The following is a 22,673-nucleotide window of genomic DNA, read 5'->3' as shown; positions in this document are numbered from 1 at the left end:
CGAGTTTCCAAATCTGGCAGCTTCAATTCAAAAAATCTATCTATAAATACGAAAAGTCTATCGATAAACCGGGGATTACATCTTGTCTTCGGTGTTTGACTATGGCATTCTGTTAAAACAGTCGTATTCCGACCGATAAACCGGAGATTAAACTAGCTACTGCTCCAACATGATTTGCGTGAAACAAGTGGGGCAGTAGATTCAATGCGGGAATGGAGTCGTATGCATATCAAACTATTGTCTTTAAAGAGTGTTCTTTTTTCTCTGCTAGTTGTTTCCTTAACCTTTACCAGCGCTTGTAGTAACACTTCTGCAAATACTTCAGCAAATACTTCAGGTAGTTCCTCTGGCAAAAAGGTGATTCGGATTGCGATCGGTACCCAAGACCAAACCATTAACACCGTGACAGGTGGTGCAGTCATCCGAGAAGAAAAGCTACTGGAAAAGTATCTGCCAAAAACAGGAAAATACCAAAATGTTGAGTACAAAATTGAGTGGTCTAGCTCTACATCAGCTCCACCAATTACCAACAAAATGTTGGCGAATCAAATTGATATCGGCAACATGGCGGACTTTCCGGCAACAATTAACCTGACGACATTTCAGAAGAAAGGCAATGGCGTCAAGACTGTTTTGATCTCATCTCTTGCCTACAGCCCGATTGGAGCCGGAAATGCGGTTGTTGTCCCCACCGATACACCTTACAAAAAACTAGCAGACTTGAAGGGGAAAACCATTTCAGTTCCCTTCGGAACCTCGGCGCATGGGATGCTGCTGCGGGCGCTGAAGAATGAAGGCATTGATGCACAGAAAGACGTGACGTTAGTGAGTCAATCACCAGAAGTAGGTGGTAGCAGCCTGAGGAGCCGTCAGATCGATGCTCATGCAGATTTTGTGCCCTATGGTGAGTTGTTTCCCTTTAGAGGCTTTGCTCGCAAGATTTACGATGGTGCACAAACGGCAACTCCTACCTTTCATGGAGTTGTGGTGCGCTCGGACTTTGCGAAAGAAAATCCCGAAATTGTGGTGGCTTATCTAAGGGCAATGTTGGAGGCGAATCAGCGTTTCCGGGAACAACCAGAAGCCCTTAGTGCGAAGTTAGAGAAATGGACAGGGGTTGAGAAAGAAATCTTTTATATGTTCCTCGGTCCATCGGGTATTCAAAAGCTCGATCCGAGAATTCAACCATACCAAATTACTGCGCTCAAAAATAGCGTAACGACGTTGAAGCAGATTGGAAAATTAGATGCCAGCGTGAACCCAGATGATGTTGTAAGTTGGACGGACGATAGTTACCTGAAACAAGCGCTCAAAGAGAGCAACATTAGCGAACAGGATGTGGCTAAGTCGGCGGATAATTTGATTCGTGGCAATGATGCACTCACTCAAGAATCGATTCAAGATCCAAAACTAGCAGCTCAGATTTGGGTAGAAGGAGAAGATAAAGTTCTCAGTTTTACCTCAATCAAGAATATGCTGACAAAGCTGCAACAGCTCAAGTCTGAGGGCAAGACAGCGGCTGTAGCCTTCGTACACGATCGCGACAAAGGTTGGAAGTTATTCGCTCAAAATTCGTTCTATGTTCGGAATGGCGACCAGGTATCTGCGTTCTTACTAGAAAAAGATGCACAAGCATTTGCTGGTAAAGCTGGAGCAAAGGTTGCAAGCTTCCAGGAGTTGCAACAGCTTTATGCTAAAAATACGCAGTCAAAGGATTTAGCGGTTGCGCGATGAATGAAGGGGAGCGATCGCAACGATAGAACTATATTGATTCAAATGAGAGGTTTGTAATGGCTGTATCTCCAAAATCAGCACGAAAGACAAAAGGAGAGAAGTACAGTGTACTGAGTAGCAAATTTTTGAAGCAGCACTCCTTGTCAAAATTAGCGGTTACAAGTCTGGCACTGCTCAAAAATCGCAATTTAAAGCGAGCCATTTCCATTGTTTTATTCTTTGGGATCTGGCAGCTTTTGTGCGTCACTCAGTTCAATTTCTTCATCAATTTCACCTTTTTACCCTCTCCAGTTGAAGTTTGGAATGCAACGGTTGAATTCTTTTCTGGCAATGCCGCTGTGCATATTACTGCCAGTCTTCAACGAGTTTTGCTGGGATTTGGAATTGCAGCTATTCTGGGCGTTAGCTTGGGCATTTTGATTGGCTGGTTTCGGCAGATTGAAGATTTAGTTTTTATTCCATTGGAGTTGCTCAGACCAATTCCCGCCGTCGCCTGGATACCGCTGGCAATTCTCATGTTTCCCAATGCAGAGTCAGGAATGGTGTACATCACATTTTTAGGCGCATTCTTCCCAATTTTGATCAGCACAATTCGGGGAGTAGAAAGCACGGATATAGTGCTGCTGCGAGTAGGGCAGTGTTTAGGAGCTAAACAGTGGCACATTTTTAAAGATATTGTGGTGCCCGGAGCGATGCCCAACATTGCCAGCGGTTTGGTTATTGGTATGGGAAATGCCTGGTTTTGTTTGGTAACAGCTGAAATTCTGGCAGGTCGGTTTGGAGTGGGTTATCTGACCTGGGAGTCTTATGTTACATCGAATTATCCACCAATCGTGATGGGAATGCTGCTGATTGGTTTGATGGGTTTGATAAGCACGCTGATTGTCGATCTCTTAACGAAGTTGCTGATGCCTTGGCGAGTAATGAAAAAGCAGGGTGTGTAGTTCCCTGAAAATGAATATTCAAGTTGCCTATTTTTGGAGGTTTAGAGGCTGTGGCAACCCTAGCAAAAAAGCAGGTTAGCGCCTTGGCGAAAGGGTCAGTTGAAGTTAAAGATTTATCCGTTGCCTTTAAGCGACGAGACCAGTACGGGCCGTTGCTGGTTCTAGAATCGACGAACTTTAAGATTAATCCTGGTGAGTTTGTCTGCTTGTTGGGACCTTCGGGCTGCGGTAAGTCAACGATACTAAACCTGATTGCTGGTTTTTTGAAGCCAACGAGGGGACAGGTATTGGTAGATGGGCAAACCGTCGAAAAACCCGGAGCTGATCGCGGATTTGTCTTTCAGCAATACTCGCTTTTACCGTGGAAGACTACCTTTCAAAACGTGGAATTTGGTTTGAAAATTCGGGGTATTTCCAGAGTAGAGCGGACTGAATTGGTAAATGATTACTTAAACCGAGTCGGGCTGTATAAGCATCGTCATTCTTATCCTCATCAGCTATCAGGAGGAATGCAACAACGTGCAAGCATTGTGCGGGCGCTTGTAAACTCACCCTCAGTATTGTTGATGGATGAACCGTTTGCAGCCTTGGATGCCCAGACTCGGCACATGATGCAAGAGTTGCTGTTAAACATTTGGAGTGATTTGAAATCTACGGTTATTTTTGTCACCCACGATATTGAAGAAGCCATCTTTTTGAGCGATCGCATTCTGGTTATGGGCGTTCGTCCAGGGCATATCAAAGAAACAGTTGTGGTGAATCTCGATCGACCCCGCCATATAGATACGATGCTTTCACCAGATTTTGTAAATCTCAATCGGCAAGTCTTTGAATTGATTCGCGAAGAAACTCTCAAGAGTATGGAGTTGGGTTGATTGAAGCAAACAGTATTTGTACTGTTAGTACAGCCCAAGTGTGTTGCTTTCGATAGCGGCTTGGCGTGTTTTTTGTTGTCCCTTTTACTAACTGCTTAAGTTCTGAGATTGATGGAGAAATTCGGTTTGAATCCAGCGATCGAGGTTAATTGTCTCTAGTCCTTCATTTCCGGGAACTAGACGCAGTTGGGCAATGTGTTGAGTAATCCAGTCGGGACGAATCATCATCTCGCAGAAAAAACGCCCAGGTTGATTCTGGTGATAGACATTGCTGAGAATTTGGGAGACGATTTCGGCATCCAGGTTTGTCCACTGGCTGATCAGAGAAAGCGCTGAGGGCGTAATAGTATACCAATATTGGGCGGCGCTTAAGGCTTTTAAGTAAGCGATTACAACTTCCGGATACTGTTCTGCTAACTCTGCACTCACCACTACACCATGAAAAGCCGGTAACACATTCAAATTGTCACCTGGTAAATAACGAAACTTGCCTTGACGATAGGCAATATCGTGAAAGGGAGCAAAATGAGCATACCCATCTGCTTGAATGGAATAACCAAAGGGCTGAGTAATGTTGGAGTTCTCTAAGGAAGCAAGCTTAACCTCGTTAAGTAAGTTCGCAGAATTGAGCGATCGCATCACCATCCCATGTGCCGAAGAACTGAAAGGAACCGCAATCACACCTCCTCGTAAGTCTTCGATACTTTGCAGTTTGGACTTATTGGGAACAATTACGGCATTACAGGAACCATCGGGATTCGTTGAAACAAAGCTAACCAGGCGCGTCTGTCGAGTTTCACTACCGGAATTATTTTGCTGGATAGCACTCAGTAACAAGGGATAATCCCCTAAAACGCCAATATCTAATTTTCCGGCGTGCAATCCTTGAATAATCGGCGCTCCTGTGGAAAAATCGCACCAATGAATGCGATACTGCGTGGAACTGTATCGCCCTTCTCTGGGTAAGAAGTGTTCTAGCAAGCCTAAGCGCTGAATCACTAAGCCCGCCGTTACTGTTGGAATCGTGCTGTTTTGAATCCCGATCGCTAGATCAATTGTCTCAGGATGTTGCAGGGAGTTGGAACGAATGATTAGGTTAGGCGATCGCAAACGCACTGGGGTTGAATGAGGGCGAACAGAGGCGTGCTGTTGCTCTTGACCATTCTCAACCAGAGCAATAAATTTTTGCATCGGGTTTGAGTTGCGCGAGCGCCGATTTTGCGATGATGAGTCTGCGATCGCAGATTGGCTTAATCGTTTGGGTAACACTAGGAAAACATTACCGGATAAGGCAAATTCTTGCAGGGGAATTGCAACAAGCATTCCCGATTGACATTCAGACTTAAATTCAAAGTTAGAAGCAAATCCTAAATAATCACCCTGCATCATATAGGTTCGCATCAAACTGAGAGTATCAACAGTTTCAACTTGAGCGAAATCCGAAAAATTTATCCCTAATTCAGTTAGCCGAGATTCAAACACTAAACGGCTAGGGGAGCCAGTATTTAGCATCACCCATCGCTCTTTTTGCAGTTCTTTTAAGCTCAACCAGCTTTGATTCGCTAAAGGATGGTTCGCCGCAACCACTAAAGAATAGTGAATGGGAGCAATTGGGGTTGCTGAAATTTCAGAAAATTCTGCAAAACTAATATCTGAAAATCCTATATCAATCTGACTGCTGGTAATAGCTCGATAGAGAAATTCAGCCGAATCAAATACGACACACTGAGTTTGAATCCCAGGATACTGCTGACGGTACTGGAAGAGAATTTCAGGTAGCCATCCATTAGCGATCGCGGCTGTGCAGCCGATTTTGAGATTGCCAAATTTGCCTTTTTTGATTTCTTCGACTTTGGCAAACAATTGATTTTCAACCTCAATCAGTCTTGGCCCTTCCTCCAATAAAAACTGTCCCACCTCGGTTAGCTGAATCTTACGACCAAGACGATAAAACAGGTCAGTTCCTAGTTCAGTTTCCAGGGATTTTATTTTGGCGCTGACCGCAGGCTGAGTCAGATTTAGAGCATCAGCGGCTTCAGTAAAACTGAGATGCCTAGCTACCTCCAGAAATACTTTAACTTGATAAACCTCCACGTTCTCTAATCCCCCAAATTGAAATTTTCATTTTACAGCTTAATGAATGAATAAAGCTAATTTATAAGATCATAAAAAACGCGAATGAATAGATGGTATTTTTGGTTACAAAAAAGCTTGTAACTTTTAATTCTCTTCTCTAATATAAAAAAAGGTAAAAAAGCAGACTTAGTGAATTTATTCGTACAAAGTTATAAAAGTTTTTGCTAACTGAAGAGGAGTCAAGAGTGGATACTCAATGGATGAAGACCGATGTTCTTGTCATCGGTGGTGGTACTGCGGGAACGATGGCAGCCATCAAAGCAAAACAGGCAAATCCTGACGCAGAAGTGCTGATTTTAGAAAAAGCGAATATCCGTCGCAGTGGAGCGATCGCAATGGGTATGGATGGGGTCAATACAGCCGTCATTCCTGGTAATTCTACCCCAGAGCAATATGTTCGCGAAATTACGATTTCCAACGATGGCATCCTCAATCAAAAAGCCGTCTACCAAACCGGAAAACTAGGCTTTGAAGTCATTCAAGAACTAGAAAGCTGGGGCGTGAAGTTCCAAAAAGATACTCAAGGGAATTATGACTTAAAGCAAGTGCATCGCGTGGGTAAATACGTGCTACCGATGCCTGAAGGAAAAGACCTCAAACAGATTTTGACCCGACAAGTTAAGCGCCACAAAGCTAAAGTCACAAATCGGGTGATGGCGACTCGCGTTCTAGTTAAAGACGGACGTGCCATTGGAGCGGTAGGGTTTGACGTGCGAAACGGCGATTTTGTCGTGATTCAGGCAAAAGCAGTCGTTCTGTGTACAGGAGCCTGTGGACGATTGGGTTTACCTGCCTCTGGCTATCTCTATGGCACCTACGAAAACCCTACCAATGCTGGCGACGGCTACTCAATGGCGTATCATGCAGGCGCAGAACTCACCAATATCGAGTGTTTTCAAATTAACCCTCTGATGAAGGACTATAACGGTCCCGCCTGCGCCTATGTCGCTAGTCCGTTTGGAGCTTACACTGCCAATGCTGAAGGGCACCGCTTTATCAGTTGCGACTACTGGAGCGGTCAGATGATGCTGGAAATCTGGAAGGAGTTGAACTCTGGGAAAGGTCCAGTTCAACTGAAGATGACCCACTTAGATGAAGATACCATTTCAGAAATTGAGTCGATTCTGTGGTCGAATGAACGACCCAGCCGAGAGCGATTTCACGAAGGAAGAGGCGAAAATTACCGCACGAATGGCGTGGAGATGAATATCTCAGAAATCGGTTTGTGTAGCGGTCACAGTGCTTCTGGAGTCTGGGTCAACGAGAAAGCGGAGACGACTGTACCAGGATTATATGCAGCCGGAGATATGGCGAGTGTTCCCCACAACTACATGATTGGGGCGTTTGTATTTGGTCGGTTGGCGGGTACAAATGCGGTGGATTATATCGAAGGGTTAGAGCATATTGAACCCGATCCTGATGTTTTGGAGGCAGAAAAACAACGAATTTATGCTCCATTGAACAACCCGAATGGCGTGCCGCACACGCAGGTGGAGTATAAATTACGACGGTTGGTCAATGACTACTTACAGCCGCCCAAAGTAGACCACAAGATGGAAATTGGCTTGAGAAACTTTGTGCGTTATCACGAAAGCTTAGAAATGATGGGCGCACGCGACCCACATGAACTGATGCGCTGCATGGAAGTTCACTTTATCCGCGATTGTGCTGAGATGGCAGCACGCGCCTCACTGTATCGAAAAGAAAGCCGTTGGGGACTGTACCATTACCGAGTGGACTACCCTGAAAAGAACAATGAAGAATGGTTCTGCCACGTCAATCTTAAGAAAGAAGAGTCAGGCGAGATGGTTTTGTTCAAGCGTCCGGTTGAGCCTTATGTTGTGGACGTTGATATTGAACGAGAAGTTTATGATGTGGCGGTGCGTTAAGTTTGTTGGTTTTTAACAATTAGAGAGAGAGTTATGGCTTTAACAACGCAACGAGTTGACGTACCTGTAATCGTTGATGAATCGAAATGCTTAGAAAAGTGTACCGCTTGCATTGAAGTGTGTCCCCTCGATGTATTAGCGAAGAACCCAGAAACGGGCAAAGCCTATATGAAGTACGACGAGTGCTGGTTTTGCTTGCCTTGTGAGAAGGAGTGTCCCACCAACGCGATTACGGTTCAAATTCCCTTTTTGTTGCGATAGAGGAGTGATCATGTCTGCTGATTCTGAATTGAACCAATGGTTGGAAATGTTGCGATCGCCCGACGCTAGCGATCGCCTAGTTGCCGTCAAAATGTTGCAACATTTGGGTGATGAGGATGCTCTGGAACCCTTGATTACAGCCCTGCAAGATGAGAGCATGGCTGTGCAAAAGCTAGCGGTGACGGCACTGTGGGAACTAGCAAATCCCAAGTCGGTTCCGGCTTTAGTGGAATGTCTGGCTTCAACTGATGAGGAGATTCGGGAAGAAGCGTTATCCGCCTTGGGCGAATTAGTTACCCCCGATCACCTGTTGCTGCTGCTAGATGCCCTGCATCGAGATGACGTGAATATGCAACTGAATGTGTTAATTCTGTTGCGGAAGATTCACGATGCTCAGTCTTTGCCCTATGTATTGCCGTTCTTTGAGTCGGAAAATGCTGAGTTACGGGAAGCGGCAGTGACAACGCTACGCTATCTCAATCAGGTGGAACGCTGCCAAGAAGCGATCACCTTAATGTCCGACCCCGATGAGAACGTGCGGCGTTCTGCTGCCCTAACATTAGGACATTTAACAGATGCAGAAGTAGTTCCCAGTCTGTGTCAAGCACTGACTATCGACAAAGATTGGCAGGTGCGACGCAATGCGGCAAAATCCTTGGCACTCCACGCTGATGTTGCGGCAGTTCCGGCTTTAGAAACGGCTTTGGCAGATGAGCATTGGCAGGTGCGGAAGTTTACACTTCAGGCTTTGCAGAAAACACCGACTGAGCAAACCCTACCTGCTTTAGTGAAAGCACTGGCAGATGAATACTCGGATGTGCGTCGAGATGCAGCGATCGCACTCGGTATCCTGAAGAACCCAACCGCCCTGAATGCACTCCAGCAATCTCTGGACGATCCAGACAAAGATGTGTGTATTTACGCACAACGAGCAATTCAGAAAATCCAAGAGTCCACGCCAGAGACATCTAATGCCTAGCCATCAATCTCCCTTCCGCCAAACTCATACAGAGGAAATTGCCACTCCTCCCGATCCAGTAACGGAATCTCGGCAACGAGAAGTTATCCAGTATCTCAAACAGGTGATTGAACCCATCCTCAAAAACGACATCGTTAGCTTAGGGATGGTGCGGAATCTGCGGGTTGTGGATGACTATATTTATCTACGCCTGTATGTGGGGAAACATCAGCATCACCTACAAGCCGAAATTCAATCGGCACTTTCGCCTGTAACTTGGTGCAAGAAAATCTATATCCAAATTTGTACCATTCCTGGTGTCAGAACGACGTTGGCAATTTCCAGTGGCAAGGGGGGTGTAGGCAAATCCACAACATCGGTTAATTTAGCCGCCGCTTTGAGTTTACAGGGGGCGAAGGTGGGTTTACTTGATGCGGATGTCTATGGTCCCAACGTCCCCCAGATGTTGGGACTGGGACAGGCAGATGTCAAGGTGATTGATACACCCAACGGTCAAAAGTTTCTGCCCCTAGAAGCCCACGGTATCAAAGTTATGTCCGTAGGACTGCTGGCAGAACCCGATCATCCCCTAGCTTGGCGCGGCCCCGTCCTGCACAAAATTGTCACTCAGTTTATTCAGGAGGTGGAATGGGGAGACTTGGATTACCTGCTGATTGATTTGCCTCCTGGCACAGGCGATGCTCAAATTACGATTGTGCAAGAAAGTCCGATTTGTGGCGTAATTTTAGTGACGACTCCCCAACAAGTTGCGGTTTCGGATGTTCGCCGCAGTGTCCATATGTTTCGTCGTGTCGGCATTCCCGTGCTTGGCATTATCGAAAATATGAGCTATTTAATCTGTGGTCATTGTGGCGATCGCACTCCGATTTTTGGGAGTGGTGGAGGGCAGCAGCTATCGGCAGAACTCCATGCCCCTTTACTAGGACAGGTTCCGATTGACCCTAGTATTTGCATGGGCGGAGATACGGGAACGCCTTTGACGCTGACTCACCCAGATTCCACTGTAGGACAAGTATTTGTACAAATGGCTGGGGCGATCGAGACGACTTTTCGCCCTTGTGAAGTTCTGACTGGATAATTGATTTGGGCATTGCACAATTGAAGCACGATGCAATGTCCACATTGTCAAGCAAACTAAACCCTCAAGAACGAACGACACAACCGTAAACAGAGCGATTGATGATGCAGTTGCGATCGCCAATTTTGCGAAACTTCCACGAAACGCTGACGACCCCGAAAAAGTTGAAGAACACGGCTTAAAACTCTATCGTTCTTCCATCATTATTCTCAGATGAAAAGATGTAACCCTTCCCACACAAGCATTTTAGTTTTACGCAATAACTATATCTAGAATATTAGAAAATAAAGCGATAAACCCAATTCCAGTCAGAGTTAAAAAATCGTCTTAAATTTTTGTTTTCAGAGAGTGACAAGACAGGGATAGCGGCGAGTAAGCTTGTGTTTCGTTTCTTTATTTTTATTTCTCTTGCCGAAGTAGAATTGCAAACAGCCAATCAATGTACATCCATCCTTCAGGTTTAAATGAACGGAATAATGTACATTGACCTAATAACTATTCTCTAGTTACCAAAGGCATCTTTGATGCTATCAACAGCCTGTTCAACAAGACCTTTTGTGTTGTCTACTGCTTCCTTAGTCCGAGCCGCATCTTCATCTGCTCTTTTCTCAATTCGCGCTGCATCTCTGTTGGCTTTACGCTCAATGAGATTCCCATGCCCATCCGTTCCTTCCTCGACTCGGTCGGCATTCTTATTGGCAGTTGCTTTTACCTTGTCTTTGACATCGTCAATGAAATTCTTGCTTCGGTTCAAATCTTCATTGGCTTTTCCTTTAACCTGGTCGCTCGTATCTACAGATGCGATTAGGTTTGCACTAGGAGCAGCCATTGCTGCGCTGGTCGAGAAAAAGGCACCCTGCCAAACAAACGCGATCGCTGACACGCAAAACAGCGTTGTAGCCAGCCAACGTCCTACAGTTGAAAGCCCTTTCGTAAAATAATTTGGTTGCATAGAACACAATCTCATTAGGTTTAGCAATCCTATATTTACTTCATTTGGCTTATCAGCTAAACCGCTCTCTAGACAGATGTTCGCTTATCACAAATTGTTCAAATAATTCACTCTTCCGATAGATTGAACAAATATCATCCAGCCTGCATACGTTTAAACTTAATATATTAACAACCTAATAATTCTATTTCTATTAGACTACAATACCCCTACTGGTTAACTAACAAAACTCAAGATATCGCACGACAAGATTTGACTGTAAACTTTTATTGCAACTAGTGTTAATTCTGTTTTTTCAAGGCAACTGCATCTGGCAGGATTAGCTTATCCGTGTGCTTGAATTTATTTCAGTTGTGAGAAGAAGTACTGCCTTCTGCGGGTGGCGTCGGCTTAGATGCTAATTCAGCAGTGCTATCATTTGCGGATGTAGTCGTTTCCGTGTCTTTTTTAGCTTGCCACAAAAGTGTTTTTATCTTCTGTAAATGCTCAAATGGTAAAACGGTACCCTTCGTAATCTTTAGTTTAGTAGTCCCGCTAGGACTTTCGGAGTGCTTTCGCACTTCCTCCACCAGCTCTTTAAAAATCTCAATCGCCTCGTCAACTTTAGGATTTACTCCTTGAATTTGATTCAAATGTTTGCTGACTTCCTCGAAGTCGCTGGGGTCTAAAGTCGCGTCTCTGGTAAACTTTAGCTCAGTCAATCCTCTGGGACTTTCTGAATGCTTTCTCACTTCTTGTACTAGCTTGTCAAAATCTTTAATTGCTTCATCGATTGGTTGTTGCGGTTTAATACTTCTTGCAGTGACCTCGTTTATCCCAGTTTGAAGTACCGCGACCAATAACCGATCCTGTAGAGCGCGAAAGATCAAAGTACCTGCGGAACCAGCAACTGCGGAGGTTGCTAACAGGATAAAAGCCGTTTCTGGTCGGACAATCGCGATAGCTGGAGGTGCAGCAAGGGCACCAATGAGTAACCGTGCCACTACCCCTAAATCAATCACATTTGTAGAATGAGCATAGGCAAACTTTACTGCTAAATCATCATCGGTCGGCTTATGAGGTAACTCAATATTTCCCTGGAGATTGAGCAGTTCGTAGACTAACCCACCCAGGCTTCCAGCAGCGAGGATTACCCCAAGCATCATCCAAAATTTGCAGTCAGCCAAATTAGGAGTTTCTAAAATTTCTTTTACATTTATCTCCCAGTTGTTGGGTTTAATTTGATTTGAATTTGGAATAGGGCTGGATGTGGGAAGTAGAGTTGGGCGTGGGGAAACGCTTTGACTGTAGGCTGCTGTAGCCGTCAGGCTCGTAGTTAGAAGAATGCTAGAAATAATAATGTTTATGTGCTTCATCTTTTAGTTATTTGCTTCTAATTTGATATGGTTATAGTTAAAAAATGCTATAGCAATCGTATTTGAATTGCGATATGCCAGCGGGTCAGAATCCCTCACCTCTTGCAGGGATGGTTGAAACCGCACCTACACAAATGAAACCTGCCTACGCAAGTTACAAGACTAAATCTTGTCTGTTGTTTTAGAAATCACGAGAGCAGCAGTATAAGCTGATTTTTGAGTTTCTGATCCACTAATGGGATCTGGCTGAAGGTCTACAAACTTAATATTATAGTTGCTGTCAAAGTTTTGAACTGCTAATGCTGGATTTCCGCCACCAGTGGTCAAAACAAAATCTCCTGTATTTTGACTGTCTTTCCAAATATTTACCACGATTTTTGCTCGTCCCGCCCAAAAACACTGGACATTAATAGGACAGCGCGAATCTTCTGTGATGTCAGTAAATTTCACCCAAATATTTTCATCAGGTAAAATAGCGGTTTCGTTTAAATTTATCTGAAACTCACGATTTACTTGAGTAATAATTAACTGCCCGTTTTGTTGAGCGAGTAATTGGGACGCAGGTGAAGTAATCGGTTCGGTGGCTAGTTGAGCGTCTTTTTGTGCTAAAGATAAGGATTGAATACTGAAAACAACTGCACAAGCCAAGACGAGAAGGAATAATCTAATTTTGGGATTCTGCAATTTCATGATTGTTGTTTTTTCTCATCCTTTTTAAGAAAATAAAATATTTCGTCTTATTCGGAGGCTAAAAAATTAGTGACTCGCAGTGAAATAGGCGGATGAACTAGATGCGATCGCGTATTTCCTCCTATCCATTAATCTAGCTCAATATTAAGGATAGTATGCCTTAAAGATATAAGCGATCGCAGCACAAAACGGCGTGTATTGTCCCTTTGCATCTAACTGCTTGTAGCTTTGAGCAAACTGTTGTATCTCTTCGTCCGTTAGTCCCTCAATCGCTAACAAGACTCCATTAATCGCCTCGCGACGCATTGCCCTCAGCTTGTCAATGTCGAGTCCAAGCTGAGAAATCGTTGTTGCTGCTGTTGCTTGCTTACCTAAATCGTCTGTTGGTAGGATTTCTCCTGAACCAGAGTACCTAAAGAAATTAGTGCAGTCCGCATCTAAAGGAGAAACCATTAAATGCTCATCGTACCAGTCATCTTTTTTGCGTCCACAATGAACCGGGAGTGGGGGTGGTTCTTCACTTTCTCCCTGGCATGAAGCCAACAGATTTGTGTACTCTAGCGCTAGATGTGGATAGGAGCTTTGGGGTTTTAGATGTTCGATATGGCTATTTTCTCTAGCAATACGCATTCCGCAATAGCAACAGGTATAACCTTGCTCTTGCAGCAGCCTATTACAAACATCTGTTTTCTCTTGTCCGCGTAGGTCATCATAAGTGGGTATCCAGTCTTCGTTAGCGAGCGCTTTCCACTTGGTGAAACTTTCCGGCTCCTTGTTTTTTCTGATGTACTTCATCGGTTAAGAATTTCTTTTCGCCGCATGAGTACATCTGCCCTAACAAACTCTGGTTCATCAGTTCCAATTTGGTCAGCGATTTGTTGGCGCAATTGTTTAGCACCGTCAAGATCCCCCTTATCGATGAGTCGAAATAGCTCCAGGAGTTCGTCTTTGATTTCCTGCGGACGGGCTGGAACACCCATGAGGTCTTCTAAAATACGATTGCTGTCTCTACCAAAAGAACTTTCTGGACGTTTAGCAACAACACCTTCAGATGTTGCCTCTAGAATATAGATTCCATTAGGTTTAACTTCGCTGATTACCTGTGGGGAATGGGTTGTAACGATGAACTGACAATTAGGAAATGTTCTTGTTAACGCGGGAATAATTTCGCGTTGCCATTTCGGGTGAAGGTGCAGTTCAATTTCGTCAATGAGAACAACGCCTTCGCCTTGGAGTGGATCAGGTAAACCTGGGTTTGCGATCGCTAACCTTCTCGCCAAATCCCCCACCATTGCCAGCAAGCATTTCTCACCATCTGATAGTTGATTGACAATCAGTACCTGACCTTGTTTTTCCACGGTCATTCGTAAAGGCGATCGCCTAACCCGCAATTTTGAGAAGTCTGGTTGCAGAGAAGCAATCGCCAGTCTCACCGCTTCTAGCTGGTGATCGCGATAATCAGAGTTATCCCGCCGTTCTTCGTTCTCAACATCTTCCAAAAGCCTAAACCATTGGAAGAAGCTCCCAAAGCCCATTTGTTCTCCTGCGAGCGCCTCAATGTAAGCATCTCTTGGTTTAAAAGAATAATTCTGATTAACTTCTAAAGCAACATCAAGAACCGCACGATTAACCGGATAGTATACTACCAAAGGTAGGTTAGCTTTAGGATTATCTTCCAACTGACTGTGTATGTCCTGAGCAAACGCTTTTAACTCTTCCCACTTGAATTTTGTGTTTTCTTCCCAACTTGTGTTGAAAGACCACGTTGCATCACGCAAATCGTTGAGTGAGATAGTAATCTCATTGCGTGTTTCTTTGTATACATTTTTTATATCCTCTTTATTAGCAGGTTTGAATAAAGAACGTATAGCTTTTTTTTCCGCCTCGCTTTTCAAGCTCATTTTAAAGCTCATAAGGTTAGTAGGGGGATACACAAGCAACTCTACAAAACGGGATAGGAGAATAGCGAGACAGTCAAGAATACTTGATTTTCCCACTCCGTTGATGCCGATGAGTACCGTTGGCTCATCGGCGTCGAACTCTAACGTTAGATCGCCGATGCCACGGAACGAAGTCATTTTCAGGCGCTTGACTTTCATAGTTTGAATCAGGCTGATTGCAGAGGAATAATGCCTTGGTCGAAAATACGGTTATCGGTGCCGATACCGCTAATGATTATTCTGTCTGGATATACATTAAATGCTGCAAAACTTAATTGACTGGCAGAATGCGCCGTCCATTCTGAACTGTCCACCGGGCGGAGTCCTGCCCCTGCCCCACAGATGAGGTAGGTAGTACCATTGATAGGCTGAGTGCGCTCATAATGATGGTCGTGACCGTTGATGTAAAGTTGCACTCCGTACTTTTTAAAGAGCGGCGTCAAGGTTTGTATAAAGGGTTGATTGACCCCGTATGCACCCGATGAATAAATTTGGTGATGACCAACAACTACTTTCCAAGGGGCATTGCTGCGACTGAGTTCTTTTTCTAACCATTTTAGTTGAGTTTCCCAGTCAGCATTCTCATTAGTATCTAAAGCAAAAAATTGTACGGGGTTGCGGCGGAATGTGTAGTAGCGTCGTCCCTGCATATTAAAGCCTGGATAGCGCACTTGGGGTTCTCCGTTATCGGTGCGGATGTCGTGATTGCCAAGAACCGCCTGAAATTTTACTCCGCGCCGCAATAAAGCTTGATAGGGGCGCTCAAAGACATCGACAATTTTCTCGATTTCACCGTTGTTGTAAATATTGTCACCCGCAAGAATTGCTAAATCAAAGGGCTTTAGCGCGTGGTAACGAGCCATTGACGCTGCTACAGCATACTGGCTTGCCGAACCAGTGCCGGTGTCAGCGACGGAGACAAAGCGCAGGAGAGGGGATTGTGATGAACTAACCGTTGTCGATTTGAAGCCTAAGTTGGAGGAAGGGGAGGTTTTGGAAGTCTCTCCTGGGTTGATATCTTGACTCTGAGCGATTTGGCTGCGGAATTTTCTGACCAAAAAGGCTAAGCCGAAGCCACTGAGGCTACTTAAAATTAGAAAGTTACGGCGTTTAAGGGGCATAGATTACTTGATTAAGAGTTACGTAAGTTGGGCGCAAGTCGATTAAAGCAGAATAGCAAAGTGGTAGATTAGGGCTGTGAAGGCAGCATTCGGTAAAAATTTACCGTAATTGCACCTATTTGCACTGCCCTCAGGGGAAATTCGATGCCAGAAGATCAACCGAAACAGCCAACTTCTTCAGCTAAACCGGCACCCCAAACGCCGACGCCCACGGGGGCAAAAAGCCAATCGGGAAAAGCCCTCCAGCAAATTTGGGCTAGATTCCAACCCGTTCTGAAAGTGCAAAGCCTTAAAACTCTGCGTGGCACAATTCAGCTACTGGAAGGGGTTGTCGAAAAACTGGAGGCAGAACCTACCGAACAGTTACCCTCAAGGACTCCTTCTCCTCCGGAAAAGGTGGTATTTCAACCTACTGAGGGGGTGACAGAGCTGACGCCAGAAGTAACGCCAGAAGTGACGCCAGAAGCACCAGCATTGGCTACAGAGACGTCAGCCCTAGAAACCTCTGCGGACACGCCAGCACCAGAGACACCCCCTGCTGAGGTGGTGCCTTTGCCACCGACGCCGAGTCCTCTAGAGAGGTTCCGTCAGAGTTGGATGCGCTTTGTGATGTTGTGGAATGCGACGCTGGCGAGAATCCGCTCAATTCTGCCGGAATCAATCAGTCAAAAGCTGTCGAATACGGCTTTGTCGGGCGCGATCGCAGGCGTTCTTCTCGTAGTACTCTGGACAACAGCTGCCCTGGTACCTGGGAAGCCTCCGACTGACGTGGCGAATCTTCCGACTTCACAAATTACCACTCCACCGGAATTAAAAGCGCCTGAAGCACCGGAACCCGTGGAAACGGTGACGCCGCCTCCCCCAGTGCTGACTCCAGAGCAAAACCTGATTGCCTCTATCCAAAATCGAGTCACTGAAATTACCAGCCAATATGAAAATGGGCTGATTCAGTCGATTGAAGCTAACTTTCCAGGCAGTTTGCTAATCGTGAAGGTAGGAGATGCTTGGTACAATCTCTCTGTCTCTAAGCAGGACAAATTAGCTGCTGAAATGTTGCAACGTGCTAGGGAACTCGACTTCAGCAAGCTACAAATCGCCGATTCTCAAGGCGACGTGCTAGCGCGTAGTCCAGTCGTGGGAAACACCATGGTGATTGTGAAGCGGCGTCAACTGGCGGCGACTTAGTTGTTGCGCGGGTGCCGCCAAATCTACCTAAAATACTTTTTCTGGTTATACCTTCGAGGCATCGAGGGTATTTTTGTTTTTGCACTTAACTACCGATTTCCCGCACGCACCGATTGGGGCGGATTGTTAAAGTTCAAACTTTGGGTTGGCAGCATCCAGGTAATCAGCAATCCCTGAAATGCACCTACTGCAACCAACGCCCATAAAAAGCCGGTTTTCCTAATAACTCGTGGTAAAGCGTGCATAAAAATTACCCTAGGTAGCGCCCTGGCACATTCACAATTTTTTAGACCACAACGATAACTAGAGCAATCTTTGTATGCCTCTACCTAAAGAAGTATATCCCAATAATTACCTACGTGCTGAGACTAAATCTAGAAAAAAACTGCTGTTTCACGAGAAATACTGATAATTAAGTAGTCAAAGTTTTAATTATTACAATTATTTTTAGCTAAAAATTATGATTTTTATGAACTTGGGAAAGCAGCACGGTACATCTTTACGTTGTAATCTATACCTGTAATTGCGGTGCCGACGACAACAGCATAAGCTCCTAATTCCAAGGCGTGTTTAGCTTGCTGCGGTGAGGCAATGCCACCTTCACAAATTGCTGGAACGCTTAGCTGTTCGACTATTTGGGCGAGAAGATCGAAGCCGGGAGGAGCCAGATTTTTTGTTTGGGCAGTGTAGCCATAGAGCGTGGTACCGACAATGTCTGCACCAGCCGCCGCCGCCGCGATCGCGCTCTCTATCGTATCCACATCAGCCATCACCGGCTTGCCTAATTCATCGTGAATCCGGGTAATGAGTGTTTCTATTGTTTCCGCGCCTGGGCGATCGCGTAAAGTAGCGTCAATGGCAATAATGTCCGCACCGGCTTGAGCGATCGCTTCCGCGTGTTCAAACTGCGGCGTAATATAGACTTCGTACCCCGGTATCTGTTGTTTCCACAGCCCGATAATCGGTGCTTTTACCCGTTCCCGGACTGCTTTTACATGAGCGGGTGTATCAATTCTGACACCGACAGCTCCGTTGAGGATCGCCGCTTGCGCGATCGCGGCAATCACCGATGGCTCATGTAAAGGCGAGTCAACCGGAGCCTGACAAGATACAATCAGACCTTGACTCAGCGCGTTTAATCCTTGTGATTGGTTCATGGTTTATCGTCAAATTCCATGAACATTGAACAACGAACCATGAGCTTTGAGCAATCCACTTTCAGCCAAGTATGAGAAAGTCATACCTTGGCAAGAGCGAATCTCAAGAGCCAATCTAAAATCCAAAATCGCTATTATGCATCGTCTAGCCGCTACTCCTGGGGGATGGAATCCTGACGCTGAAGGCGTCATTTTTATCGAACAAACCCCTGCCCCGATCGTCCTTCTCACCGCAGCGGACACCGATATTCAAACGCTCGCCGCAGCCGTATCCAAATTACCAGAGGGATTTCCAGCCTTACGAGTCGTCAATCTTTTGCAGTTGCAGCAACAGCTCAGTATTGATACTTATGCAGAAGAAGTGCTAGAGCAGGCACAGGTAATTATTCTACGGCTACTGGGAGGACGTTCTTACTGGTCTTACGGGTTAGAAGTGGTACGCGAGACAGTGCAGCGAACGGGTGCAGCATTGATTGTCCTGCCAGGAGACGATCGCCCAGATCCTGATTTAATCAGTCATTCTAGTGTTTCTCTATCAGTTGTGAACCAGTTGTGGCGCTACCTCATCGAAGGGGGCGGGGAAAATTTCGCCAACGCCCTAAAATTTATTGCTGATGTTTGTCTAGAAGGTAGTTACAATCCACTCCCACCCCAAGAAGTTCCTCGCGTGGGGCTTTATCAATGGGAAATGGGGGATGAGGGAGAAAATTCTCCTTTCCCATCTCCCATTAATTGCGCGAATAATATTAATAAAAACCTAACCCCCCAGCCCCCTTCCCTACGAGGGAAGGGGGAGAACGAGTCCCTTTTCCTTGCAGGAGAGGGATTGGGGGAGAGGTTAGATCCGAAAGTTGGGATTTTGTTCTATCGCGCTCATTATTTAGCGGGAAATACCGCTGTAATTGATGCGCTTTGCCAAGCTTTAGCCGCACGAAAATTAGAACCCGTCCCCGTTTTTGTCTCTTCTCTGCGAGATCCGGATGTGCAGGAAGAAGTGTTGCAACAACTCCAACCTAAAGATGCAGAATCCATACAAGTTTTGCTCAGTACCACTAGCTTTGCGATTAGCTCATTGCCAAGCGCGAATGGTCGAAAATTAGCGATGAGCGATGAGCCATTGGCACTCAGCACCTTAGATGTACCAGTGTTGCAGGTAATCCTCAGCGGTGGCACGGTGGAACAGTGGGAATCTGGGTTTCAGGGGCTATCGCCACGGGATATGGCGATGAATGTAGCGCTACCAGAAGTGGATGGGCGGATTATTAGCCGTGCGGTTTCGTTTAAGGCGGTGCAAACCCGGAATCCTCAGTTGGAAACGGATGTGGTGGTTTATGAGCCAGTACGCGATCGCATTGAGTTCGTTGCTGACTTAGCCTCTAATTGGGTAAAACTACGCCAAACGCCACCATCTGAGCGGCGAATTGCCCTAATTTTGGCTAATTATCCCAACCGGGATGGGCGTCTTGCCAATGGTGTTGGGTTGGATACGCCAGAAAGTTGTGTGGAAATCCTCAAGGCGTTGCAGTTGGCTGGGTATCAGGTTGAAAATATCCCGGAAACTGGAGATGAATTGATTGGGCGTTTAACGGCTGGGGTGACGAACGATCTGGAGGGGGGATTGCGCCCAGTCGGGCAATTTGTCTATGAGGAAGAATATCAGGAGTATTTTGCGACGTTGCCAGTGGACGTGCAGAAGGGAATATGCGATCGCTGGAGTTTGGTTTTGGAGATGAACCGCACTAGCGAAGCCATGCGCGTTAGCGCTTTAGACGCGAAGGGCGCGAAGGAAGAGAGGGAAGAGAGATTTATTGAGTTAACGGGTTCCGTTTCAGAATTCCCAATTCCTGGTATTTATCTAGGTAATGTGTTTGTGGGGATTCAACCAGCGCGGGGTTACGATATTGACCCTAGTTTGAATTATCACGCTCCGGATTTGGAACCGCCTCATCATTATCTCGCTTTCTACTATTGGGTACGAGAACATTTTGGGGTTGATGCAATTGTCCATGTGGGAAAACATGGGAATTTGGAATGGTTGCCGGGGAAAAGTGTTGCTCTGTCTGAAAATTGTTATCCAGAGGTGGCGTTAGGGGCGTTGCCTCATCTTTATCCTTTTATTGTCAATGACCCTGGTGAAGGTTCGCAAGCTAAGCGTCGCGCCCAAGCGGTAATTATTGACCATTTAACGCCGCCGATGACTCGCGCTGAACTTTATGGTTCTTTGCAACAATTGGAAGGATTAATTGACGAGTATTATGAAGCGCAGAGTTTAGATCCGTCGCGCCTGCCAGTGATAAGCGATCGCATCACTCAGCTAATCCTTGAAGAAAACCTCCATCAGGATTTAGGGTTAGAAACTCTTAACAACAGGGGTGAGGAAATCCAAAATTTCCTTACTCGCGCTGATGGGTATCTGTGCGAATTGAAAGAAGCTCAAATTCGAGATGGTTTGCACATTTTTGGGCAATGTCCACAGGGGCGACAACTCAGGGATTTGATAGTAGCGATCGCTCGTCACCCCGGTACTCATCGGATTGGCTTAACCCGCGCGATCGCCCAAGATTGGGGTTTAGATTTCGACCCCTTGACAGCCGATCCCGCTCAACCGCTTCCTAGCAGCGCGGAACCCCCCCCTGTGAACGGTAGGGGGGGCAACGAGCATACAATTGCAGCCTATCGAACTGTCGGTGACGCAGTTGAAGCATTAGAACAACAAGCAGCTAACTTGGTGGAATATCTACTCATCGCCCCCTCCCTTTCCACCCCCTCTTACTCCCTCCCCGTTAACAGAGAGGCTTGTGGTGGGGTAGACGGTGATGCCACGCAAAGAGAACTGGAGTGGATACACAACTCCCTCCTGCCTTCCCTGCAACAAACTACCCAAGAAATCACCAATTTATTGCACGGCTTAGATGGGCGCTTTGTCCCTAGTGGTGCCTCTGGCGCACCAACACGAGGACGCCCAGACGTTCTGCCGACAGGTCGCAATTTTTACTCAGTTGATATTCGGGCGATTCCTACAGAAACCGCTTGGCTGGTTGGACGCAAAGCAGCAGAAGCCTTAATTGAACGATATACGCAAGAAAATGGTGAGTATCCTAAAACACTTGGATTATCCGTATGGGGAACTTCCACCATGCGGACTGGCGGCGATGATTTGGCAGAAGCGCTGGCATTGTTGGGAGTGCAACCTGTGTGGGATAGTCCGTCGCGGCGGGTAGTAGATTTTGAAATTTTGCCAATTTCTGTCTTAAAGCGTCCTCGCGTCGATGTTACGCTGAGAATCTCTGGCTTTTTCCGCGATGCTTTTCCGAACTTAATCGATCTCTTCGATCAAGCGGTGGCAGCGGTAGCGGCGTTGGATGAACCACCGGAACAAAACCCCCTAGCAGCGCAAGTTAAACAAGAAACCGAGTTATGGGAAGCGGCGGGGTTAAATCAGGAACAGGCAGAAATGCGATCGCGTTATCGCATTTTTGGTTCTAAACCTGGTGCCTACGGTGCGGGATTGCAGGGCTTAATCGAAGCCCAAAACTGGACAGATGAAGAAGATTTAGCCCGTGCCTACATCAACTGGAGTAGTTACGCCTACACTAGCACCGCAGATTCCTCGCCTCCCTTGTCAAAAGGAGTTGCGGGAGATGTTTCTTCTCCTTCCCTGAGCAAAAGAGGTTTAGGGGGAATCGCCGCCCCAGAAGCCTTTGAGCAGCGCCTACGCCAGATGCAAATCGTCTTGCACAATCAAGATAACCGGGAACACGATTTATTAGATTCAGATGATTACTATCAATTTCAAGGCGGTTTAACAGCAGCAGTTCGGGCAATGAGTGGCAAAAATCCTCAAACTTACTTTGGGGATAATTCCCTTCCTGAAAACCCAAAAGTGCGGCAACTGCGAGAAGAAATTGCGCGAGTATATCGTTCTCGTGTCGTGAATCCAAAATGGATTGCTGGAGTCATGCGCCACGGTTACAAAGGTGCATTTGAAATGGCAGCAACCGTGGATTATCTCTTTGCTTATGATGCCACAGCAAATTGTGTGGAAGATTTCATGTATCAAGGAGTTGCAGAAGCGTACTTATTCGACCAATCTGTGCAGGATTTCATCCAGCAGAAGAATCCTTGGGCATTGCGAGATATGGCAGAACGGTTGCTAGAAGCGAATCAGCGGGGATTGTGGCAAAACGTCGATCGAGAGATGGTGGATAAGTTAAGAAGCTTAGTTCACCAAGCCGAAGCCGTCATCGAATCTACCACTGCTCTCTAAGCTAGGAGATAACAACCGCTGCACAGCTGAAGAGTTTGTGCGATCGCGCTCATCTTTGTTACTTGGTTAAAGCTACTGTTTGAGTTGCCTACTCCGTCATGAACAAGACG

General features: G+C 46.0%; 18 protein-coding genes. 9 read left to right on the top strand and 9 right to left on the bottom strand.

Features of this window, described 5'->3' with window-relative positions:
• Window positions 1–222 precede the first annotated feature (222 nt).
• The 3 genes from NDA03_RS02185 to NDA03_RS02175 are packed head-to-tail and all read left to right on the top strand — an operon-like array spanning window position 223 to window position 3,553.
• Window positions 223–1,734, top strand: a complete 1,512-nt coding sequence (locus tag NDA03_RS02185; RefSeq protein WP_190678907.1) for an ABC transporter substrate-binding protein — start codon at window positions 223–225, stop codon at window positions 1,732–1,734.
• A gap of 56 nt (window positions 1,735–1,790) precedes the next feature.
• On the top strand, window positions 1,791–2,678 hold the full coding sequence (locus tag NDA03_RS02180) for an ABC transporter permease (protein WP_348237167.1): 888 nt from the start codon (window positions 1,791–1,793) through the stop codon (window positions 2,676–2,678).
• Between the two features lie 50 nt (window positions 2,679–2,728).
• On the top strand, window positions 2,729–3,553 hold the full coding sequence (locus NDA03_RS02175) for an ABC transporter ATP-binding protein (protein WP_348237166.1): 825 nt from the start codon (window positions 2,729–2,731) through the stop codon (window positions 3,551–3,553).
• Window positions 3,554–3,640: 87 nt separating this feature from the next.
• Here the strand turns inward: NDA03_RS02175 and NDA03_RS02170 are convergent, their stop codons facing one another.
• Window positions 3,641–5,647, bottom strand: coding sequence for a LysR substrate-binding domain-containing protein (locus NDA03_RS02170; RefSeq protein ID WP_348237165.1), 2,007 nt, complete (start codon window positions 5,645–5,647; stop codon window positions 3,641–3,643).
• Between the two features lie 227 nt (window positions 5,648–5,874).
• Here NDA03_RS02170 and NDA03_RS02165 point away from each other — a divergent pair, with 227 nt between their 5' ends.
• The 4 genes from NDA03_RS02165 to NDA03_RS02150 are packed head-to-tail and all read left to right on the top strand — an operon-like array spanning window position 5,875 to window position 9,896.
• Complete coding sequence (locus tag NDA03_RS02165; protein WP_348237164.1) at window positions 5,875–7,578, top strand: fumarate reductase/succinate dehydrogenase flavoprotein subunit; 1,704 nt, start codon at window positions 5,875–5,877, stop codon at window positions 7,576–7,578.
• A 33-nt stretch (window positions 7,579–7,611) separates the two neighbouring features.
• Window positions 7,612–7,839, top strand: coding sequence for a ferredoxin family protein (locus tag NDA03_RS02160; RefSeq protein ID WP_009630490.1), 228 nt, complete (start codon window positions 7,612–7,614; stop codon window positions 7,837–7,839).
• 10 nt (window positions 7,840–7,849) lie between these two features.
• Window positions 7,850–8,818, top strand: a complete 969-nt coding sequence (locus tag NDA03_RS02155; protein ID WP_348237163.1) for a HEAT repeat domain-containing protein — start codon at window positions 7,850–7,852, stop codon at window positions 8,816–8,818.
• Window positions 8,811–9,896, top strand: a complete 1,086-nt coding sequence (locus NDA03_RS02150; RefSeq protein WP_348237162.1) for an Mrp/NBP35 family ATP-binding protein — start codon at window positions 8,811–8,813, stop codon at window positions 9,894–9,896. The genes NDA03_RS02155 and NDA03_RS02150 overlap by 8 nt, the downstream gene beginning before the upstream one ends.
• Window positions 9,897–10,398: 502 nt before the next feature.
• On the opposite strand, the gene NDA03_RS02145 is transcribed toward NDA03_RS02150, so the two are convergent.
• From NDA03_RS02145 to NDA03_RS02120, 6 genes are all read right to left on the bottom strand, one after another.
• On the bottom strand, window positions 10,399–10,848 hold the full coding sequence (locus NDA03_RS02145; RefSeq protein ID WP_190440057.1) for a hypothetical protein: 450 nt from the start codon (window positions 10,846–10,848) through the stop codon (window positions 10,399–10,401).
• A 347-nt stretch (window positions 10,849–11,195) separates the two neighbouring features.
• Complete coding sequence (locus tag NDA03_RS02140; protein WP_348237161.1) at window positions 11,196–12,203, bottom strand: hypothetical protein; 1,008 nt, start codon at window positions 12,201–12,203, stop codon at window positions 11,196–11,198.
• Between the two features lie 162 nt (window positions 12,204–12,365).
• Window positions 12,366–12,893: a hypothetical protein gene (locus tag NDA03_RS02135; protein ID WP_348237160.1), complete on the bottom strand. Its 528-nt coding sequence runs from the start codon at window positions 12,891–12,893 to the stop codon at window positions 12,366–12,368.
• Between the two features lie 144 nt (window positions 12,894–13,037).
• Window positions 13,038–13,688, bottom strand: a complete 651-nt coding sequence (locus NDA03_RS02130; protein WP_190524360.1) for a retron system putative HNH endonuclease — start codon at window positions 13,686–13,688, stop codon at window positions 13,038–13,040.
• Window positions 13,685–14,992 (bottom strand): AAA family ATPase, encoded by a 1,308-nt coding sequence (locus NDA03_RS02125; protein WP_348237158.1) that lies wholly within the window; start codon window positions 14,990–14,992, stop codon window positions 13,685–13,687. Before NDA03_RS02125 ends, NDA03_RS02130 begins: the two co-directional genes overlap by 4 nt.
• A gap of 8 nt (window positions 14,993–15,000) precedes the next feature.
• On the bottom strand, window positions 15,001–15,954 hold the full coding sequence (locus NDA03_RS02120; RefSeq protein WP_348237157.1) for a metallophosphoesterase: 954 nt from the start codon (window positions 15,952–15,954) through the stop codon (window positions 15,001–15,003).
• A gap of 144 nt (window positions 15,955–16,098) precedes the next feature.
• Between NDA03_RS02120 and NDA03_RS02115 the strand changes: the two genes are divergently transcribed.
• Window positions 16,099–17,139: a hypothetical protein gene (locus NDA03_RS02115; protein ID WP_348237155.1), complete on the top strand. Its 1,041-nt coding sequence runs from the start codon at window positions 16,099–16,101 to the stop codon at window positions 17,137–17,139.
• Window positions 17,140–17,228: 89 nt separating this feature from the next.
• On the opposite strand, the gene NDA03_RS02110 is transcribed toward NDA03_RS02115, so the two are convergent.
• Both NDA03_RS02110 and NDA03_RS02105 read right to left on the bottom strand, forming a co-directional pair.
• Window positions 17,229–17,384 (bottom strand): hypothetical protein, encoded by a 156-nt coding sequence (locus NDA03_RS02110; protein WP_190415069.1) that lies wholly within the window; start codon window positions 17,382–17,384, stop codon window positions 17,229–17,231.
• Window positions 17,385–17,606: 222 nt separating this feature from the next.
• Window positions 17,607–18,296, bottom strand: coding sequence for an N-acetylmannosamine-6-phosphate 2-epimerase (locus tag NDA03_RS02105; protein WP_348237154.1), 690 nt, complete (start codon window positions 18,294–18,296; stop codon window positions 17,607–17,609).
• A 136-nt stretch (window positions 18,297–18,432) separates the two neighbouring features.
• Here NDA03_RS02105 and cobN point away from each other — a divergent pair, with 136 nt between their 5' ends.
• A complete protein-coding gene (gene cobN / locus NDA03_RS02100) occupies window positions 18,433–22,563 on the top strand; it encodes a cobaltochelatase subunit CobN (RefSeq protein ID WP_348237259.1) in 4,131 nt (1,376 codons plus the stop codon).
• Window positions 22,564–22,673 lie beyond the last annotated feature (110 nt).

This window comes from Trichocoleus sp. Lan (assembly GCF_039961855.1).
In the GTDB taxonomy this organism is placed as follows: domain Bacteria; phylum Cyanobacteriota; class Cyanobacteriia; order Cyanobacteriales; family FACHB-T130; genus FACHB-T130.
This window is presented reverse-complemented; position numbering and strand designations above follow the sequence as displayed.

What these genes read in the sequence shown, in the direction of transcription:
- NDA03_RS02130 (WP_190524360.1), bottom strand. Translation starts at nt 13,688, where the DNA reads ATGAAGTACATCAGAAAAAACAAGGAGCCGGAAAGTTTCACCAAGTGG.
- NDA03_RS02160 (WP_009630490.1), top strand. Translation starts at nt 7,612, where the DNA reads ATGGCTTTAACAACGCAACGAGTTGACGTACCTGTAATCGTTGATGAA.
- NDA03_RS02180 (WP_348237167.1), top strand. Translation starts at nt 1,791, where the DNA reads ATGGCTGTATCTCCAAAATCAGCACGAAAGACAAAAGGAGAGAAGTAC.
- NDA03_RS02115 (WP_348237155.1), top strand. Translation starts at nt 16,099, where the DNA reads ATGCCAGAAGATCAACCGAAACAGCCAACTTCTTCAGCTAAACCGGCA.
- NDA03_RS02125 (WP_348237158.1), bottom strand. Translation starts at nt 14,992, where the DNA reads ATGAAAGTCAAGCGCCTGAAAATGACTTCGTTCCGTGGCATCGGCGAT.
- NDA03_RS02120 (WP_348237157.1), bottom strand. Translation starts at nt 15,954, where the DNA reads ATGCCCCTTAAACGCCGTAACTTTCTAATTTTAAGTAGCCTCAGTGGC.
- NDA03_RS02155 (WP_348237163.1), top strand. Translation starts at nt 7,850, where the DNA reads ATGTCTGCTGATTCTGAATTGAACCAATGGTTGGAAATGTTGCGATCG.
- NDA03_RS02140 (WP_348237161.1), bottom strand. Translation starts at nt 12,203, where the DNA reads ATGAAGCACATAAACATTATTATTTCTAGCATTCTTCTAACTACGAGC.
- NDA03_RS02110 (WP_190415069.1), bottom strand. Translation starts at nt 17,384, where the DNA reads ATGCACGCTTTACCACGAGTTATTAGGAAAACCGGCTTTTTATGGGCG.
- cobN (WP_348237259.1), top strand. Translation starts at nt 18,433, where the DNA reads ATGCATCGTCTAGCCGCTACTCCTGGGGGATGGAATCCTGACGCTGAA.
- NDA03_RS02185 (WP_190678907.1), top strand. Translation starts at nt 223, where the DNA reads ATGCATATCAAACTATTGTCTTTAAAGAGTGTTCTTTTTTCTCTGCTA.
- NDA03_RS02150 (WP_348237162.1), top strand. Translation starts at nt 8,811, where the DNA reads ATGCCTAGCCATCAATCTCCCTTCCGCCAAACTCATACAGAGGAAATT.
- NDA03_RS02145 (WP_190440057.1), bottom strand. Translation starts at nt 10,848, where the DNA reads ATGCAACCAAATTATTTTACGAAAGGGCTTTCAACTGTAGGACGTTGG.
- NDA03_RS02135 (WP_348237160.1), bottom strand. Translation starts at nt 12,893, where the DNA reads ATGAAATTGCAGAATCCCAAAATTAGATTATTCCTTCTCGTCTTGGCT.
- NDA03_RS02105 (WP_348237154.1), bottom strand. Translation starts at nt 18,296, where the DNA reads ATGAACCAATCACAAGGATTAAACGCGCTGAGTCAAGGTCTGATTGTA.